Raw genomic sequence first — 18632 nt, 5'->3', positions numbered from 1 at the left:
CATGAAAAGAATCTTTACAAAATTCTCTGTTCTTACTTTTCTATGTCTACTTTTTATGAACGCGGCATCTGCACAGAACATAACTGTGAAAGGTGTAATTACCGACGGAGCTGATAAGCTGCCTCTGCCGGGAGTTGGTGTTTTGGTAAAAGGGACTACAACGGGTACGACAACAGACGCATCGGGAAGCTACACACTGAGCGCACCCTCAAACGCAACACTGGTATTTACTTACATCGGCTACACGACCAGGGAGATTCCGGTAAACAATCAGACAACTATTAATGTGGCTATGGCGGAAGCTTCAAAAGATCTTGAAGCTGTAGTAGTGGTGGGTTATGGTACACAGAAAAGGAAAGACCTTACGGGCTCAATTTCCAGCGTGAGTGGAAATGAGATTGCCAAACAACCTGGTACTAATCCCATTGCTTCACTGCAGGGTAAGGTAGCGGGCCTGACTGTAATCCCATCGGGTACACCGGGCGGGAGTCCTACTGTACGTATCAGAGGGGTAAACAGTACAAACAGTGCCAACCCTATTTATGTAGTGGATGGCATCATTCAGGATAACATAGATTACCTGAACCCTGGTGATATAGAGACAATCGACATGCTCAGAGATGCTTCTTCAATTGCCATTTATGGTATGAAAGGTGCCAACGGAGTTATTGCCGTAACCACTAAAAGAGCCGCTAAGGGCAAGACCAGCATCAATTTACAAAGCATGGTTGGTATGCAACGTATCACCAATACAATTGCTGTTGCCGATGCTGCAGGATTTGAAAAATTATATTCAGCACAACTGGCGAATTTAGGTGCGGCACCATTTGATTTTTCCAATTACCATGGAGATTCAGACTGGCAGAAATTACTGATCAGGAATGCAGCGATCAATACAAATTCACTGACCATCTCCAATACCGGCGAAAAAACGACTACTTTAATCAGCCTTGGTTATAACAAACAGGATGGTGTTGTTAAAACTACCGGTTACCAAAAATACATTGCCAGATTAAATGAGGAGATCAAGCTCAATGACAACATCAAAATGGGTGCAAACCTTACAGGTTTTCACTGGATCAATAATCCGCTGGCAATAAGTGTAAACAATGCGCTTTGGGGAGCTCCTATCGTTCCTTCGACAAAAGAAAATGGCCTGTTTTACAGCATGCCTTCTTTCCAGAGAGCACAGGTGGCCAACCCAATGCTGGCACTGGAAAGAAACAGCGGAAACTCCATCAATAAAGGTTACAGGTTTAGTGGAAGCTTATTTGCTGAAATAAAATTCCTGAAAGATTTCACATGGAGGTCCACAGTATATACAGATCTTGGTTTTAACAATTCAAGGAGCTACTCCCCTGCTGCATATAGAGTAATTGATATAGGCGAAAATGGTGGAGCGAATCAAACTTCTATTGACAATACAGTTAGAACGAGCGTAAGTCAGAATAGCTTTGAAGGCCGCAGGTATCAGCAAGATCACACGCTTACTTATGATAAAGAATTTGAAGGTGGACACAGGGTTACAGCCCTTGCTGGTTTTACTACCCTGAGGACATCAAATACTGCATTGAATGGAACAAGGATAGATAGCAACCTTGTCATCCCACGTGATCCTAACCTATGGTTTCTGGGTATTGTAGGTGAGCAGAATGTACAAAGAGCTGGCGGTAGCGGTGCTGATGAATCCAATACAGGTGCTTTTGCCAGAATCAGCTATGCGTATCAAAACAAATACCTGTTCAATGGTACAGTAAGAAGGGATGGAACTTCCTTGTTTTCTCCGGAAAACAGGTGGGGAACATTCGGTAGTGTGGGTCTTGGATGGGTTGTGAGTGAAGAGGGATTCTTTAAAGACAATGTGAAAGGAATCGACTTTTTGAAACTTCGCGGTGCATGGGGCAGACTGGGCAATTCAAACGGAGCTCCTAACAATAGGTATCAGATTGAGATTGCCAATTCATCAGGTGCCGTTTTCGGCGATAACATTTACCCGGCCATACAACCGGCCTACAGACCTGACCCTAATTTCCATTTCGAAATCGTTCAGGGTATAGACCTTGGTTTGGATGTAAGGGCCCTCAATAGCAGATTAAATGCTGAACTGAACCTTTATAACAAAACAACTTCAGACATCATTACAACCTACCCTCTTCCGGCATCTGAAGGAGGCCTGACTTATTTCACCAATCTCGGTAAAATCACCAACAAAGGTATCGAGCTGAGCCTGGGATGGAATGACAAAGTCGGAGAAGACTTCAGCTATGGGGTATCGGGAAACTTTAGCTACAATGAAAACGTGGTAAATTCCCTTGGTAATACCACCAACTTTCAAATTCTTGGCAATGGTGGTGTAAACGTCACTGAATCCGGAAAATCCATTGGTTACTTCTACGGATACAAACAAATTGGGATTTACCAGTCGTCATATGATCTTGGTCAGATGCCAGCCATGTCTAATTCTTTACCTGGTGACATTGCCTATGAGGATATCAACAAAGATGGGGTGATTTCAACAGCTGACAGAACCTACCTTGGTACTCCTTTCCCTCCTTACAGCTATGGGTTGAACTTAACCTTTGGATACAAAGGCTTTGATGCACAAATAGAGGGACAAGGTGTTGCAGGCAATAAGATATACACACAAAGACGTACTTCTAACTTTGCTGTATTAAATTATGAAACAAACCGCTTAAATGCCTGGACTGCCCCCGGCACTTCAAACGTAGAACCTATTCTGGATAACACCCGCGGGAACAACTATTTATTCAGCAGCTATTTCCTTGAGCCAGGTGATTATTTCCGCCTGCGTAACTTACAGCTGGGTTATACGTTTGGCGCCAAAGCATTAGGCAAGACAGGTATACAAAATATCCGTCTTTACTTAAGCGGACAGAACATAAAAACATGGAGCAAGGTAACCGGATACAGTCCTGAAGCTCAGGTAGGTAATATTCTTGGCGGTGGTTCTGACAATGGAGTTTACCCTATACCTGCAATTTATTCTTTTGGTATAAATGTGACGTTTTAAGTGATTTAAGATATAAAAAGATGAAAACATTGAACACAACATATAGAAATTTTAGTATCGCCATGATGGCCATATTACTCATTTCAACAGTCACCAGCTGCCGTAAGTTCCTGGACACTCAGAAACAGGGAGTTTACCGGACAGATGACTACCCTTACCCTGGAACCTCGGGTCCTTATGACCTTTACCTCTATTCGGCCTACAACTTCCTGAGAGACTATAATGTACATGCAGATGGGTTCGTTGTAGCCACAAGTATCAGGAGTGACGATGCAGAAAAAGGTAGTACTGCTTCTGATGGAGGCGCTGATGTAATCAGTATGGATAATTTCCCAGTATTGGCAACAAGCGGCAGAGCAAATTCACTTTGGGTAGCTTATTATGGACTGATCAACAGAGCTAATACGGTGCTGGACAAGATCAATAATGACCCTACGATTGAAGCTACTGTCCCGCAGAAAACTGCAGCTGAGGCTGAAGCACGCTTTATCAGAGGATACTCCTACTTTATGCTGGTGAGGCTGTTTGGCAGGGTTCCATTGGTAGATAAACTGCTTTCTGTCGAACAAAGTAACGTTCCTCAAAGTCAGCCTGCGCAGATTTATACCTTCATAGAACAAGACCTTCAATTTGCTGCGGCTAATTTATTACCTTCATGGCCATCGAGCTTTCCAGGCAGGATAACCAGCGGAGCGGCAAATGGAATGCTGGCTAAAGTGTACCTGACACAACAGAAATGGGGTGCTGCTATGCAAGCCGCCAACATGGTAATGGGTTCAGGACAATATGACCTATCTACCCCGTACGACAAAATCTTCCGTGAGGATGGAGAAAACAGTAAAGAATCTGTATTTGAAGTTCAGGCGACTGCCAGCGCGGAAGAAAAAGAAAAAAACGGCGTTCAGTACACCAGTATTCAGGGCGTAAGAGGAACAGGCAGTTTCAACATGGGCTGGGGATGGAACATGCCAAGTGCATTACTGGAAGCAGCATATGAGACGGGAGATCCGCGCAAAGCGAGAACGATCTTATACTCAAGTACCAATACGACTACAAATGTAACTATATATGGTGAGCCAATGCCTGTATATCCTACTATAGTACCGAATCCTAAATATAATAATAAGGTGTATACCAATCCTTCTTTCAGATCAAGGATCAACAGCAACATGGGCTATTGGATGAATGTGCGTATCCTGCGTTATGCTGATGTTGTTCTGATGTACGCTGAAGCCGCAAATGAACTGGGAGGGGCAGACAACATTGCCAAGGCTGTTGCAGCTTTAAATTCAGTAAGGAAAAGAGCACGCGGGACAAGCACAACAGTTTTACCTGATGTGGTAACCACCGATCAGGAAGTTGCCAGAAAGGCCATTCGTCATGAAAGAAGAATCGAACTGGCGATGGAACATGATCGTTTCTTCGATATTGTGAGGTGGGGAATTTCAGGAGATGCGATGGCTGCAGCGGGTAAAACTGGTTTCTCAGCAAGCCGCGATAACCTGCTTCCGATACCACAGACTCAAATCGACTTGAGTAAAAATGTATTGACTCAAAACTTTGGATATCCTAATTAATATTTAGAAAGATGAAATTCTCAAATTTATATAAAATCGGCTGGGTACTGGGTATAGTACTCTTTACCACCGCATCTTGTAAGAAAGATGGCAATCCAAATAATCTCCCAGAGGTAAGTCCGGACGATTATGCCGGCAAGGTTGACGGATTTACAACTTCTGATGAAGTGTTCTCCAAAAACCTGGTAGCCTACTGGTCTTTTGACGATACAAAAAATGAAAAAATCTCAGGAGCTGCACCAACTGCGACAGCCAATGATGCTTTTGTAGCTACCGGAGTAAGAGGCAAGGCGCTCAGCCTGAATGCTGGTTACCTATATTATGCAACTCAGTTCAATACACTGAAAACTGATGCATTTAAAAGTTTTACGATCAGTGCCTGGGTTCAGATCCTGAATAATGGTTCCAAAAGAACCATGCTTTTCCAACTGGCTAGACCGGGAATATTTACAGGAAACATCAACTTTATCCTGAATACAAACGCTTTCCCTGCTACCAACACAGATGAACTGAAGATTAACCCAACATTTACAACCATTGGTGGCGGCACCCAGGACAACGTAAATACCAAAAGGGATAATCCAGGAGATGTCAACTACTTTCCTTATCTGACTCCTAAGATAGGGATGAACAAATGGACACATATTGCCCTTACTTACAATGGAACTACAGGCTTTTTTTATATCTGGGCTGATGGCATTCAAATCGGTGCATTTTCAAGCAGGGGAACCGGTAATAGCCTGTTTAAATCTTACGAGCCAAGCGAAGTAATTATTGGCGGAAATTATAATGTGATACCTGGCAAAGCTGTCAATGCGGATGCCAATTATGCAGCGATGACTGGCAACATAGATGAGCTCAGAATATACAATATAAACCTGCCTGATTCTCATATTAAAGCTTTATTCAATCTGGGTAAAGCCGGTAAGTAAACAACCTCAACAGGTATCCTGCGGTCTTTTTGGGACTACAGGATACCTTTTTATAAAATTCATTCTATGAAAAATCCGATCAGGCTTTCTTTGTTATGCTATCTCCTGCTTTCTGTCATTTCAGGCTGTAAAAAAAACAGCACACCTGCATCGGGCTCTGCTGATGTTTCCTTGTCATTTACTGTTGATGGCGTGTATAACGGCACGTTAAATTATGCTGTAAGTGCAAAACCTGTAATTAAAATCAACTTTACTGAAGCAATAAATACTTCCACCATAGCTGCAGCAATTAAAATGGCCGACAATAGCAATAATGCGATAAGCTATACTTCTACTTTTCAGGATGCTGATAAAACGATCACCATCACACCTCAAAACAATTTACCCGGATTTTCAAAGTATACCTTATCTGTCAGCAATTCACTCCTCTCAGTTAAAGGGGGTAAATTGATCAATCCCATCAACATCATCCTGAATACCGGTATGGACGATACCGATAAATTCCCCCGCATCTCTGACGACGAGTTATTGACACTCGTACAACAAAAAACATTTAAGTACTTCTATGATTTTGGACATCCGGTAAGCGGATTGGCCAGAGAAAGAAATACTTCAGGCAATACCGTTACTTCAGGCGGTTCTGGTTTTGGCGTTATGGCCCTGGTTACAGGTGTTCACCGCAACTTCATTTCGCGTGCTGAAGGGCTTGCAAGGATGCAAAAGATCGTAGATTTTCTAAAAAACAAGGCCACCAGGTTTCATGGTGCCTATCCTCACTGGATAGATGGAAATACAGGCGCTGCCCTGCCTTTCAGCACGAAAGATAATGGTGGCGATCTTGTAGAGACCTCTTTACTGATGCAGGGACTCATCACTGCCAGGCAATATTTTTCTAACGCTGATGCTGCTGAAATAACTTTACGAAATGACATTACAGCCATATACAATGGTGTGGAATGGGACTGGTATAGAAAAGACAATGGTAATGTGCTGTACTGGCATTGGAGCCCGCAATACAATTGGGAGATGAACCTGCCTATAGGCGGTTGGAACGAATGCCTGATTACTTATGTAATGGCCGCTTCTTCTACAACCCATACGATCCCGAAAACAGTGTACGACAATGGCTGGGCACGAAACGGGGCCATAAAAAACGGCAATAGTTACTATGGTGTGCAATTGCCCTTGGGTTCAGCAAACGGAGGTCCGCTCTTTTTCTCTCATTATTCATTTTTAGGCATCAATCCTAACGGTCTAACCGATGCCTATGCCAATTACGATACACAAACCCGTGCGCATACACTCATCAATTATAAATACTGCGTAGCCAATCCAAAAAAATATGCAGGATATAGTGAAAATTGCTGGGGGCTTACCGCCAGCGATATCCCCAATGGCTATACAGCCAGTTCGCCTGAGAATGACAGGAGCGTAATTGCACCTACCGCAGCACTATCTTCATTTCCTTACACCCCTGCAGAATCCATGCAGGCGCTCAAATTCTTTTACTATAAACTGGGCGACAAGCTCTTTAAAGATTATGGATTTGTAGATGCATTTTCTCTGCAGGAACAATGGTTTGCTACTTCTACCCTTGCTATTGATCAGGGCCCTATCATTGTGATGATAGAAAACCACAGGAGCAAACTGCTGTGGAATTTATTTATGAGCGCACCTGAGGTAAAAGCAGGTATGCTAAAACTGGGTTTCAGCAGCCCCAATCTTTAATTTATGAACATGAAACGACACTTACTTTTTACATCGACGCTACTTGCTGTAACATTGCTTGCTAACATTGCCTGCGCCCAGAAAAAAACGGAGGGCAATAAAAATGAAAGCATAAAACCTGAAATGAAGATTCAGAAAAACCTGACGGACGATCAGCTGCTGGATCTGGTGCAGAAACAGACGTTCAGGTATTTCTGGGATTTTGGACATCCGGTAAGCGGAATGGCGCGGGAACGAAGCAATGAATCTTTCAATTATGGCAGCGAGGTGGTTACCACCGGAGGCACTGGATTTGGTGTCATGTCTATTATTGTTGCTGCTGAGCGTAAATTCATTACCCGTGAACAGGCGGCAGCCAGGACTAAAAAGATTGTAGATTTCCTGTATAAAGCAGATATGTACCATGGTGCTTTTCCTCATTGGCTGGATGGGGCTACCGGCAAAACCATCCGCTTTAGCTTGAAAGATGATGGGGCCGATATTGTAGAAACTGCCTTTCTATTTCAGGGGTTATTGACCGCAAGGGAATATTATACTGAAAAGAACCCGGTGGAGAACAGCATCAGAAGTAAGATCAGTCAATTGTGGGAGGCAATAGAATGGAATTGGTTTACCCAAAATCAGAACATATTGTACTGGCACTGGAGTCCGAATAACGGATGGGCAATGAACCACCAGATCAGGGGATACAATGAGTGCCTGATTACTTACATTCTGGCCGCGGGCGCACAACGCTTTCCTGTAAACAGACCCGTATATGCTGATGGCTGGGCAGAGGGCAGACATTTTTTAAACGGCAAAAAGTATTACGACATCAATCTTCCCCTGGGGATGGATTTCGGAGGCCCCCTATTTTTTAGCCATTATTCCTTTACAGGGCTTGATCCGAGGGGCTTGAAAGATCAATATGCCGATTACTGGGAGCAAAACAAAAACCATACACTGATCAACAGGGCTTATTGCATTGACAATCCAAAGAAATTTAAGGGTTATGGTGCCAACAGCTGGGGTCTGACAGCCTCCGACAGCTGGTCTGGATACGATGCGCATTCTCCAACAAATGATCATGGGGTAATTACGCCTACTGCCGCGTTGTCATCGTTCCCCTATACACCGGAATATTCTATGCAGGCTTTAAAACATTTCTATTTTGATCTTGGTGACAAGCTATGGAGTGAATACGGATTTATAGATGCATTTAGTGAAGAGAAAAACTGGTATGCAAAATCGCATCTCGCAATTGATCAGGGGCCTATCATTGTGATGATAGAAAATTACAGGACAGGTTTATTATGGAATCTTTTCATGAAAAGCCTACCGGCGGTAAATGGACTAATGCGCCTGGGCTTTACCAGTCCGGCATTAAAAAAATATGAGCCCGCAGTGATCAAGCCCTAATTAAATACACACGAATAAATACAATAAAATGAAAGCAACATACTTACTTATCCTGAGCATATTTTTTAGTTCGCTAAGCTTAAAAGCACAACAAAAAAAGAGTGTTTCGGCAGCCGATCAGAAAATGAACACCTTTATCACTAACCTGTTGTCTAAAATGACACTGGACGAAAAGATTGGACAACTGAATCTGCTGACTGGTGGTGAAGCAACCACCGGATCGGTAATGAGTATGGATGTGGAGAATAAGATCAAAAAAGGTCAGGTCGGCGGTATGTTTAGTTTTACCACCCCTCAAAAGATCCGCAAGGCCCAGGAGATCGCAGTTACACAAACAAGACTTAAAATCCCTATTATATTTGGTCAGGATGTGATTCACGGCTACAAAACGACCTTCCCTATTCCGCTTGCATTGTCCAGCACCTGGGACATGTCACTCATTGAAAAAACTGCACGTATTGCGGCTATAGAGGCAACAGCGGATGGGATCAACTGGACTTTCTCTCCTATGGTAGATATTTCCAGAGATCCAAGATGGGGCAGAATATCTGAAGGTTCAGGAGAAGACACCTATCTGGGCTCGCAAATTGCAAAAGCAATGGTAAGAGGCTACCAGGGTGATGATCTTTCAAAATACAATACTATGATGGCCTGTGTAAAACACTTTGCACTCTATGGTGCAGCTGAGGCCGGAAGGGATTACAATACCACAGACATGAGTCTGGACAGGATGTACAATGAATATCTACCTCCCTATAAAGCAGCAGTAGATGCTGGTGCGGGGAGCGTCATGACCTCTTTCAATGACATTAACGGGATACCAGCTACAGCTAATAAATGGCTGATGACAGACCTGCTGCGTAAACAATGGGGCTTTAAAGGTTTTGTAGTGACGGATTATACTGCTGTAAATGAATTGATAGACCATGGTATGGGTGACCTGCAAACTGTTTCTGCACTTTCATTAAATGCAGGCGTCGAAATGGATATGGTGGGCGAAGGATTTTTGACTACATTGAAAAAGTCAGTTCAGAAAGGCAAAGTAAAAGAACAACAAATTACCAATGCCTGCCGGCTGATCCTTGAAGCTAAATACAAACTGGGTCTGTTTGATGATCCATTCCGTTACTGTAATGACGAGCGGGCCAAAACGGAGATATTAAAACCTGAGCATCTGCAGCTCGCACGTGAGGCCGCTACTCAGTCTTTTGTATTGCTTAAAAATGCCAATCAGACACTCCCACTTAAGAAAACGGGCACTATAGCACTAATTGGGCCTTTGGCCAATTCAGGTGCGAATATGCCGGGCACATGGAGTGTAAACAGTGACCTGGGCAATACGGCCTCTCTTTTAGAAGGCATGAAAGCAACTTTGGGTACTGATGTGAAAATTTTGCATAGCCTGGGTTCTAACCTGATTGCAGATGCAGAATATCAGAAAAGAGCGACCATGTTTGGCCGCGACATTCCGAGAGACAGCAGACCCGAAGAGGAGATCATCAAAGAAGCAGTTGACATTGCAAAAAAATCAGATGTAGTTGTTGCTGCGCTTGGAGAATCTTCTGAAATGAGTGGCGAGAGCTCTTCCCGTACCAATCTTGAAATTCCTGATGTACAAAAAAGACTGTTGCAGGCACTGCTTAAAACCGGTAAGCCAGTGGTACTGGTACTCTTTACCGGAAGACCGCTGGTACTAAACTGGGAAAATGAAAATGTACCTGCCATCCTGAACGTATGGTTTGGTGGCACTGAAACTGCAAAGGCCATCAGGGATGTGTTGTTTGGTGATGTTAACCCTTCAGGAAAACTTACCGCTACTTTCCCTCAGAATGTTGGCCAAATACCAATGTACTATGCACACAAGAATACCGGAAGGCCTCTTGCTGATGGCCAATGGTTCAGTAAATTCCGTTCCAATTACCTCGATGTCAGCAATGAGCCACTTTATCCGTTCGGATATGGGTTAAGCTACACAACATTCGCTTATAGTGACCTCAAGTTGAGTAAATCCAGTTTCAAGCCGGGAGAAAGTATCACCGCAAGCATCAGCGTTAAGAATACCGGCCAACGGGCAGGAAAGGAAGTGGTACAGCTTTACATCAGAGATCTTGTGGGATCTTCTACGCGTCCGGTCAAGGAATTAAAAGGCTTTCAGAAAATCAGCTTAGCGGCAGGAGAAAGTAAAACGGTAACCTTTAAAATTAGTGCAGAAGATTTGAAGTTCTACAATTCTGCATTAAAATTTGTTGCTGAACCGGGAGACTTCAATTTATTTATTGGCCCTAACTCAAGGGATGTAAGTATGATTAAGTTTACGCTGCGCTAAAGCGATCATTATACTGAGACCCGATGCTACAGCACACGTCGTCATCCCGATTAACCGAGGGATCTCTTGTTCATGCATAGTTTAAAAGATCTCTCCTATAGTCGAGATGACGATAGCTTTAAGAACTCGTCATGCCCATATCCTCTCATTTTTAAAACATTTCAAATTTGTTTAGTTTAGTATAATGAACAAGATTACATTAACAACTATTATAGTTTTGCTTTTTGGATTGAACAGTAAAGCTCAGGATCTCAATAAGTACGATAAAGGAAGTTTTATTAAAGGGAAAGACAGCATTTCCTACAGGATCCTTTTTCCTGAAAACTTTGATCCGAAGCAAAAATACCCAATCCTTTTCTTCCTTCATGGAAGAGGTGAAAGTGGAAAAGACAATCAGAAACAACTGACTCATGGAGCAAAACAGTTTTTAGAAGATAAATTCCGTAAAAAATATCCTGCCATCGTAGTGTTCCCTCAATGCGGATCTGATAGCTATTGGGCCAATGTGAACATCACTACTGTCAATGGTAAACGTGAATTCAATTTTGCAAAAGGAGGAAAACCCAGCAAAGCCATGCACGCGCTATTGGGAATGGTTGATGATTTTCTGGACAAACCATTCATAGATAAAAAGCGGGTATATATTGGTGGCCTTTCTATGGGAGGTATGGGTACTTATGAAATGTTAAGACGAAAGCCAAGAACCTTTGCAGCGGCATTTGCCATTTGCGGCGGAGATAATGTAGCTAATGTTCAGAAATACAAGAAAGTTCCACTATGGATTTTTCATGGAGAGAAAGACGATGTGGTACCTTCTGTGAATTCACTGATCGTAGCCAATCAACTGAAAGTATTGGGATATGAGCCTAAGCTCACTTTATACCCGGAGGCCAATCACAATAGTTGGGATTCCGCTTTTGCAGAACCCCAACTATTACCCTGGTTATTTTCTAATCAGAAAAAGTAAACTTATTCTGCCATGTTGTGATAAACTGCCTGAACATCATCGTCCTCTTCCAGTTTATCAATTAATTTTAATACGTCTACAGCCTGCTCTTCTGTCACTTCGTGATGAGAAAGTGCAATCCGCTCCAGTTTGGAACTTTTCAGCTCTATGCCTTTTTCTTCTAAAGCCTTTTGAAGAGGACCAAAATTTTCAAATGCGCCCTGCGCAACTGCAATATCATTTCCATCTTCATCTGCCTCAACATACAATTCTTCCAGACCTGCATCAATCAGTTCAAATTCCAGTTCCTCAAGATCAAGATTTTCGGCAGGTACGAATCTGAAAATAGATTTTCTGCTGAATACAAAGTCAAGGGAACCTGTTTTCCCCAAAGTACCGTTAGTTTTGTTAAAATAACTGCGCACATTGGCAACCGTACGGTTGGTATTGTCAGTGGCAGTTTCTATTAGCACTGCAACACCATGGGGTGCATATCCTTCATAAACGATTTCTTCATAGTTGGCCATGCTTTTATCAGAAGCCCTTTTTATGGCTGCATCAACACGGTCTTTCGGCATATTTACTGCTTTCGCATTCTGTATGGCCGTACGCAAACGCGAATTCGTTTCGGGATGCGGACCTGCATCTTTCACCGCGATTACAATATCTTTACCTATCCTGGTAAACTGCACGGCCATTTTGGCCCAACGTTTAAATTTTCTTTCTTTTCTGAACTCAAATGCTCTTCCCATTTTTCTTAATGTATTATTTGCTGCTCTTTAAATTATCCAACATATCTACTGTCATCTTTGCAAGATCAAATTCAGGTTTCCAGCCCCAATCTTTTACAGCGACACTATCGTCAATAGATCTCGGCCAGCTGTTTGCAATTGCCTGGCGCGGATCATTGTCTGTGTAAGTTAGTTTAAAATCCGGAATATGTTTTCTGATCTCAGCAGCTAAAATCTCCGGAGTAAAGCTTACACCAGTAAAGTTGTAGCTTGAACGGATGGAAATTTTACTTGCCTCTGCATCCATTAATTCAATTGTACCACGAATGGCATCATCCATATACATCATCGGTAATTCAGTTTCTGCATTTAAGAAAGAAGCATAGCTTCCTTTTTTCAACGCATCATGGAAAATGTGGATTGCATAGTCCGTTGTACCACCACCCGGAGCCGCTTTCCAGCTGATTAGCCCAGGGTAACGAATACTGCGCACATCTAAACCAAATTTCTGATTGTAGTATTCGCACCATCTTTCGCCGGCAAGTTTACTGATACCATAAACTGTGTTGGGGTCCATTACACAAAACTGAGGTGTGTTGTCCTTTGGAGAATTAGGTCCGAATACAGCTATTGAGCTTGGCCAATAAACTTTTGCAGTTTTATAAGTGATTGCCAGATCCAGGATATTAAGTAGTCCGTTCATATTCAGATCCCAGGCCAGCTTCGGATTTTGCTCTCCAGTTGCGGATAACAATGCCGCCAGAAGGTATACCTGAGTTGGCTTGTATTTTTGAAATATATCGTTTAAGATGTCTTTTTCAAGCACGTTTACAAACTCAAAAGGGCCTGAGTTCTTGATGTCATAATCAGGTCGGCGGATGTCACAGGCAACAACATTGCTCTCACCATATGTTTTACGTAAAGCTGTTACCAGTTCGGTACCTATCTGACCATTGGAACCTAATACTACTATTTTTTCTGTCATTGATTTTATGTGGATTTTGGCAAAAGTAATTAAATGGACAAACCTATTAAAAAATGTTTATTGCACACAATATTTAAGCACTAATATTTAACTGTTTAGAAGCTATATGAATAGAAATTTCACATAAGATATAGGGCATGTTCAGCGTTCAATTCTTTTAGTAACAAAAACATTATATCTTTACTTTAATTGTGTATTTTGAACACTAACTATTATTTTTTTCTTAATATTACAAAACAAAACACAGTTAGAGCACACCAAAACACCTAAAACGCCAAATATGGACAGAAGAGCAGCAGTGAAGAATATGGCCTTTCTAATGGGAGGCGCATTATCAGCAACTACGATCGGAGTATTCCTTGAGGGTTGCAATTCTCCATCTACAAAAACCGATGGCAGCTTATTTACTGATGACCAGCAATTGCTGATTACGGAAGTTGCCGACATCATCATCCCTACAACAAGTTCACCAGGTGCCAAGGCAGCAGGTGTAGGGCCATTCATCGCTATGATGGTCAAGGACTGTTACCCGGATGATGCTCAGAAAGCTTTCGTTAAAGGATTGGAAGACCTTGAAAAACAATCTAAAGAAGAGTTTAAGAAATCATTTATTGAAATTTCCGTAGAGCAACGTCAGCAATTGCTTGGTAAACTCAGAGAAGCCACTATCGCTGCAACGACAGCAGAGAAAGAAACCCTAGACAAACAGAAGGAGGCAGAGCTTGAAAAGCAGAAAACAAATGCAGAGAAAGCCAAATCCCAAACTGAAAATGCCGGGGTGATCTCTATTCTTCCGAAGGACAAGCCTAAAACGGAACCCCACTTTTTTGCGATTGTAAGGGACCTTACTTTACTTGGCTATTTCACTTCAGAGATCGGCTGTACAAAAGCTTATCAATACATTCAGGTTCCAGGCCGATATGACGGCTGTGCAGATCTGAAACCGGGTCAAAGAGTTTGGGCATCATAAATCTTCAATAAAATTAAAATGAGCAATTTGAATATTAAGGCTACAGCCAATAATACCTATGATGCCATTGTTGTGGGATCTGGAATAAGCGGTGGCTGGGCAGCAAAAGAACTAACTGAAAAAGGATTAAAAGTTTTGTTACTCGAAAGAGGAAGAAACATTGAACATATAAAAGATTATACCACCGCAATGAAAAACCCCTGGGAATTTGAACACAGGGGCAAATTAACGGAGGCACAAAAAGAAACCCATCCTGTGCAAAAAAGGGATTATCCTTATCAGGAGTTTAATGAAAGCTTCTGGGTAAATGACCTGGATTGCCCATATACTGAGGTGAAACGTTTTGACTGGTACCGTGGCTTTCACGTAGGTGGTAAGTCGCTGATGTGGGGCAGACAGAGTTACCGTTTAAGTGACCTGAATTTCGAGGACAACCTTAAAGACGGATATGGTGTAGACTGGCCCATCCGCTACAAGGATTTGGCACCATGGTATGATCATGTAGAAAAATTTGCAGGGATCAGCGGTTCAGTAGAAAACTGGCCGGCACTACCTGACGGACATTTCCTTCCTCCTATGGAAATGAACTGTGTAGAAAAGGATGTAAAAAAACGCATTGAAGATAAGTGGAAGAAATCCAGGATCATGATCATGGGACGTACAGCCAACTTAACTGTACCTCATGGCGGAAGAGGTTCTTGTCAGTACAGAAACCTCTGCAGCAGAGGCTGCCCATACGGCGCTTATTTCAGTACGCAATCCTCTACCCTGCCGGCTGCAGTAGCTACCGGAAACCTAACCCTACGTCCATTTTCTTTGGTAAATACGATCATCTACGATAAAGAGACCCAAAAAGCTAAGGGTGTAGTGGTCATTGATTCTGAAACGAAGGAGACCATAGAGTACTTCGCTAAAATTGTATTTGTAAACGGCTCTACGCTGGGATCAACCTTCCTGTTGCTAAATTCTGTATCAGATGAACATCCTAACGGATTGGGCAACGGTAGCGGACAACTGGGCCACAACCTGATGGATCATCACTTCCGTTGCGGGGCATCAGGAAAAGCGGAAGGCTTTGAAGACAAATACACCTATGGCCGTCGCGCCAACGGGATCTACATTCCAAGATACCAGAACATGAACGGCGATAAACGTGACTACCTGAGGGGCTTTGGCTATCAGGGTGGTGCAAGTCGTGGAAACTGGCATGCTGATGTTGCAGAAATGGCATTTGGTGCCGAATTTAAAGATCAGATGACCGTTCCGGGTGCATGGAGCATGGGCCTTGGCGGATTTGGAGAATCTCTGCCTCATTTTGAAAACAAGGTTTACATCGATAAAAGCAAAAAAGACAAATGGGGACAACCTGTTTTGGCGATTGATTGTGAATTCAAAGACAATGAGCGCAAGATGCGTGTTGACATGATGAATGACGCTGCTGAAATGCTGGAAGCTGCGGGCATGAAAGATGTGAAAACCTATGACAATGGCTCTGCTCCAGGCATGGCAATACATGAGATGGGAACAGCCCGGATGGGTCATGACCCTAAAACTTCTGTATTGAACAAATGGAACCAGATGCATGAGGTAAAAAATGTATTCGTGACAGATGGATCGTGCATGACCTCAGCGGCGTGTCAGAACCCATCATTAACATATATGGCTTTAACAGCAAGAGCCTGTGATTTTGCTGTAAGTGAATTAAAAAAAGGTAATCTATAATAATGAATAGAAAAATTAGAATGGGCATGGTTGGCGGTGGTAAAGATGCTTTCATCGGAGCCGTTCACCGCATTGCCGCAAACATGGACGGGCAGGTAGAATTTTGCTGCGGTGCCCTGAGCATCAACCCGGAAGTAGCTAAAGAATCAGGTCGGATGTTATTTCTTCCTGAAGACAGGATTTACATGAATTTTGAAGAGATGATCGAAAAGGAAAGTAAGCTTCCTGCTGACAAACGCATCGACTTCGTGACGATTGTAACCCCAAATTTTGCTCACTTTGCTCCCGCAATGCTGGCTTTGGAATATGGCTTTAACGTGGTAATTGAAAAGCCTATCGCTTTATCGCTTGATGAAGCAAAACAATTGCAGAAAAAAGTGGAAGAAACGGGATTGATCTTATGCCTGACCCATACTTACTCTGGCTATCCTATGGTAAAACAAGCCAGGGCAATGGTAAAAGAAGGAAAACTGGGTGCCATTAGAAAAATAATGGTTGAATATCCTCAGGGATGGCTAAGCACGCTGACAGAAAGAGAAGGAAATGCGCAGGCTGCATGGCGTACTGACCCAAGCAAAAGCGGCAAAAGTGGCTGTATGGGCGATATAGGTACACATGCCGCGCAACTGGCCGAATACATTTCCGGACTGAAAATCAGCAAACTTTGTGCAGACCTGAATATCGTAGTTCAGGGACGGGGATTAGATGATGATGGAAACGTATTGTTGAAATTTGACAATGGTGCCAATGGCGTACTTGTAGCTTCTCAAATTGCTGCCGGAGAGGAAAACGCATTAAAAATTAAGGTATATGGCGAAAAAGGCGGTCTGGAATGGCATCAGATGGAGCCAAATACTTTAATTTTAAAATGGCTGAATGAACCTGCCCAGGTTTATCGTACCGGACAGGCGTATTTATCTGATATCGCGAAACACAATACCCGTGTACCGGGCGGACACCCTGAAGGTTATCTTGAGGCATTTGCAAACATCTACAGGAATTTTGCACTTACTGTATCCGCAAAAATAAATGGCACAGAACCTACTGAAGCCATGCTGGATTTCCCAAGAGTGGAAGATGGTGTAAGAGGAATGGCATTTATAGATGCCGTAGTAGCTTCAAGTGCATCGGATCAAAAATGGTTTGATTTTAAGATATAATTAACAGATGACAACGATTAAAGGACCCGGAGTTTTTCTCGCACAATTTATTGGTGATGAAGCTCCTTTTAACTCTTTAGATACCATATGCGAATGGGCAGCCGGATTGGGTTTTAAAGCAATTCAGATGCCTACGCTTGATGCCAGGTTTATCGACCTGCAAAAAGCTGCGGAAAGTAAAACCTATGCTGATGAGCTGAAAGGTAAAGTGGCATCATACGGACTGGAGATTTCTGAGTTATCTACGCATTTGCAGGGTCAGCTTGTAGCAGTTAATCCTGCATACGATCTGGCATTTGATGCTTTTGCACCTGATCAGTATAAAAACAATCCTAAGGCGCGTACTGAATGGGCTGTACAGCAAATGAAATATGCCGCCAAAGCCTCACAAAATCTCGGTTTAAATGCGCATGCAACGTTTAGCGGATCTTTGCTATGGCACATGTTTCACCCTTGGCCGCAACGCCCGGAGGGATTGGTTGATGCTGGTTTTACCGAACTTGCAAAAAGGTGGATGCCGATATTGAATGAATTTGACAGCTGTGGTGTAGATGTATGCTATGAAATCCATCCCGGTGAAGATCTTTTTGACGGTGTCACTTATGAGATGTTCCTCGAAAAGGTAAACAACCATCCACGCGCCTGTCTGCTGTATGATCCTTCGCATTTTGTACTTCAGCAACTGGATTACATTCAGTACATCGACTTTTACCACGAGCGTATCAAAGCATTCCACGTAAAGGATTCAGAGTTTAATCCAACCGGTAAGCAGGGAGCCTTTGGTGGTTATCAAAGCTGGGCAAACCGGGCTGGCAGATACCGTTCTCCCGGTGATGGGCAGGTAGACTTTAAAACAATTTTCAGCAAGCTTGCACAATATGACTACAAAGGATGGGCTGTGATGGAATGGGAATGCTGCATTAAAGACGCGCAGGTAGGTGCTGCTGAAGGTGCAGAATTCATAAAAAAACACATCATTAAAGTGACAGAAAGAGCATTTGATGATTTTGCAGCATCCGGTGGAAATGATGATTTTAACAACAAGATCTTAGGAATATCATAACCCTTAAAAAAACTAAACCAGTTGAGATTGCTTCTAAAGAACCAGTCTCAACTCCTGAACCAG

At 42.9% G+C, this 18632-nt stretch carries 13 protein-coding genes; 11 read left to right on the top strand and 2 right to left on the bottom strand.

Features of this window, described 5'->3' with window-relative positions; all coding sequences use genetic code 11:
* Position 1 precedes the first annotated feature (1 nt).
* The 7 genes from R2Q78_RS10240 (at position 2) to R2Q78_RS10210 (ending at position 11959) form a co-directional block, all read left to right on the top strand.
* Complete coding sequence (locus R2Q78_RS10240) at positions 2-3031, top strand: TonB-dependent receptor (RefSeq protein ID WP_316791435.1); 3030 nt, start codon at positions 2-4, stop codon at positions 3029-3031.
* A 20-nt stretch (positions 3032-3051) separates the two neighbouring features.
* Positions 3052-4608, top strand: coding sequence for a RagB/SusD family nutrient uptake outer membrane protein (locus R2Q78_RS10235; RefSeq protein ID WP_316791433.1), 1557 nt, complete (start codon positions 3052-3054; stop codon positions 4606-4608).
* 11 nt (positions 4609-4619) lie between these two features.
* Positions 4620-5540, top strand: coding sequence for a LamG-like jellyroll fold domain-containing protein (locus tag R2Q78_RS10230; RefSeq protein ID WP_316791430.1), 921 nt, complete (start codon positions 4620-4622; stop codon positions 5538-5540).
* A gap of 66 nt (positions 5541-5606) precedes the next feature.
* Positions 5607-7268 (top strand): glucoamylase family protein, encoded by a 1662-nt coding sequence (locus tag R2Q78_RS10225; RefSeq protein ID WP_316791428.1) that lies wholly within the window; start codon positions 5607-5609, stop codon positions 7266-7268.
* Positions 7269-7277: 9 nt separating this feature from the next.
* Positions 7278-8666 (top strand): glucoamylase family protein, encoded by a 1389-nt coding sequence (locus tag R2Q78_RS10220; protein ID WP_316791426.1) that lies wholly within the window; start codon positions 7278-7280, stop codon positions 8664-8666.
* Positions 8667-8694: 28 nt separating this feature from the next.
* Positions 8695-10992, top strand: a complete 2298-nt coding sequence (bglX, locus tag R2Q78_RS10215; protein ID WP_316791424.1) for a beta-glucosidase BglX — start codon at positions 8695-8697, stop codon at positions 10990-10992.
* Between the two features lie 184 nt (positions 10993-11176).
* Positions 11177-11959, top strand: a complete 783-nt coding sequence (locus R2Q78_RS10210) for a prolyl oligopeptidase family serine peptidase (RefSeq protein ID WP_316791422.1) — start codon at positions 11177-11179, stop codon at positions 11957-11959.
* A gap of 2 nt (positions 11960-11961) precedes the next feature.
* Here R2Q78_RS10210 and R2Q78_RS10205 read toward each other — a convergent pair whose 3' ends face one another.
* Both R2Q78_RS10205 and R2Q78_RS10200 read right to left on the bottom strand, forming a co-directional pair.
* Positions 11962-12690 carry a YebC/PmpR family DNA-binding transcriptional regulator gene (locus tag R2Q78_RS10205; protein WP_316791420.1) on the bottom strand — a complete coding sequence of 243 codons (729 nt, stop codon included), beginning with the start codon at positions 12688-12690 and terminating at the stop codon, positions 11962-11964.
* Positions 12691-12703: 13 nt separating this feature from the next.
* Positions 12704-13654: an NAD-dependent epimerase/dehydratase family protein gene (locus R2Q78_RS10200; protein ID WP_316791418.1), complete on the bottom strand. Its 951-nt coding sequence runs from the start codon at positions 13652-13654 to the stop codon at positions 12704-12706.
* A 280-nt stretch (positions 13655-13934) separates the two neighbouring features.
* Between R2Q78_RS10200 and R2Q78_RS10195 the strand changes: the two genes are divergently transcribed.
* From R2Q78_RS10195 to R2Q78_RS10180, 4 genes are read left to right on the top strand one after another with little or no spacing between them, the layout of a single operon-like run.
* Complete coding sequence (locus R2Q78_RS10195) at positions 13935-14624, top strand: gluconate 2-dehydrogenase subunit 3 family protein (protein WP_316791416.1); 690 nt, start codon at positions 13935-13937, stop codon at positions 14622-14624.
* A gap of 18 nt (positions 14625-14642) precedes the next feature.
* Positions 14643-16346: a GMC family oxidoreductase gene (locus tag R2Q78_RS10190; RefSeq protein WP_316791414.1), complete on the top strand. Its 1704-nt coding sequence runs from the start codon at positions 14643-14645 to the stop codon at positions 16344-16346.
* Positions 16347-16348: 2 nt separating this feature from the next.
* Positions 16349-17506 carry a Gfo/Idh/MocA family oxidoreductase gene (locus R2Q78_RS10185; protein ID WP_316791412.1) on the top strand — a complete coding sequence of 386 codons (1158 nt, stop codon included), beginning with the start codon at positions 16349-16351 and terminating at the stop codon, positions 17504-17506.
* Positions 17507-17513: 7 nt separating this feature from the next.
* Positions 17514-18569 carry a sugar phosphate isomerase/epimerase gene (locus R2Q78_RS10180; RefSeq protein ID WP_316791410.1) on the top strand — a complete coding sequence of 352 codons (1056 nt, stop codon included), beginning with the start codon at positions 17514-17516 and terminating at the stop codon, positions 18567-18569.
* Positions 18570-18632: the final 63 nt, after the last annotated feature.

Source organism: Pedobacter frigoris, from assembly GCF_032678645.1.
Classification (GTDB): domain Bacteria; phylum Bacteroidota; class Bacteroidia; order Sphingobacteriales; family Sphingobacteriaceae; genus Pedobacter; species Pedobacter frigoris_A.
This window is presented reverse-complemented; position numbering and strand designations above follow the sequence as displayed.

Bases quoted from the DNA above. Each gene is read 5' to 3' on its own strand.
- R2Q78_RS10205 (WP_316791420.1), bottom strand. From the start codon at position 12,690: ATGGGAAGAGCATTTGAGTTCAGAAAAGAAAGAAAATTTAAACGTTGG.
- R2Q78_RS10190 (WP_316791414.1), top strand. From the start codon at position 14,643: ATGAGCAATTTGAATATTAAGGCTACAGCCAATAATACCTATGATGCC.
- bglX (WP_316791424.1), top strand. From the start codon at position 8,695: ATGAAAGCAACATACTTACTTATCCTGAGCATATTTTTTAGTTCGCTA.
- R2Q78_RS10230 (WP_316791430.1), top strand. From the start codon at position 4,620: ATGAAATTCTCAAATTTATATAAAATCGGCTGGGTACTGGGTATAGTA.
- R2Q78_RS10240 (WP_316791435.1), top strand. From the start codon at position 2: ATGAAAAGAATCTTTACAAAATTCTCTGTTCTTACTTTTCTATGTCTA.
- R2Q78_RS10220 (WP_316791426.1), top strand. From the start codon at position 7,278: ATGAAACGACACTTACTTTTTACATCGACGCTACTTGCTGTAACATTG.
- R2Q78_RS10185 (WP_316791412.1), top strand. From the start codon at position 16,349: ATGAATAGAAAAATTAGAATGGGCATGGTTGGCGGTGGTAAAGATGCT.
- R2Q78_RS10235 (WP_316791433.1), top strand. From the start codon at position 3,052: ATGAAAACATTGAACACAACATATAGAAATTTTAGTATCGCCATGATG.
- R2Q78_RS10180 (WP_316791410.1), top strand. From the start codon at position 17,514: ATGACAACGATTAAAGGACCCGGAGTTTTTCTCGCACAATTTATTGGT.
- R2Q78_RS10195 (WP_316791416.1), top strand. From the start codon at position 13,935: ATGGACAGAAGAGCAGCAGTGAAGAATATGGCCTTTCTAATGGGAGGC.
- R2Q78_RS10225 (WP_316791428.1), top strand. From the start codon at position 5,607: ATGAAAAATCCGATCAGGCTTTCTTTGTTATGCTATCTCCTGCTTTCT.
- R2Q78_RS10200 (WP_316791418.1), bottom strand. From the start codon at position 13,654: ATGACAGAAAAAATAGTAGTATTAGGTTCCAATGGTCAGATAGGTACC.
- R2Q78_RS10210 (WP_316791422.1), top strand. From the start codon at position 11,177: ATGAACAAGATTACATTAACAACTATTATAGTTTTGCTTTTTGGATTG.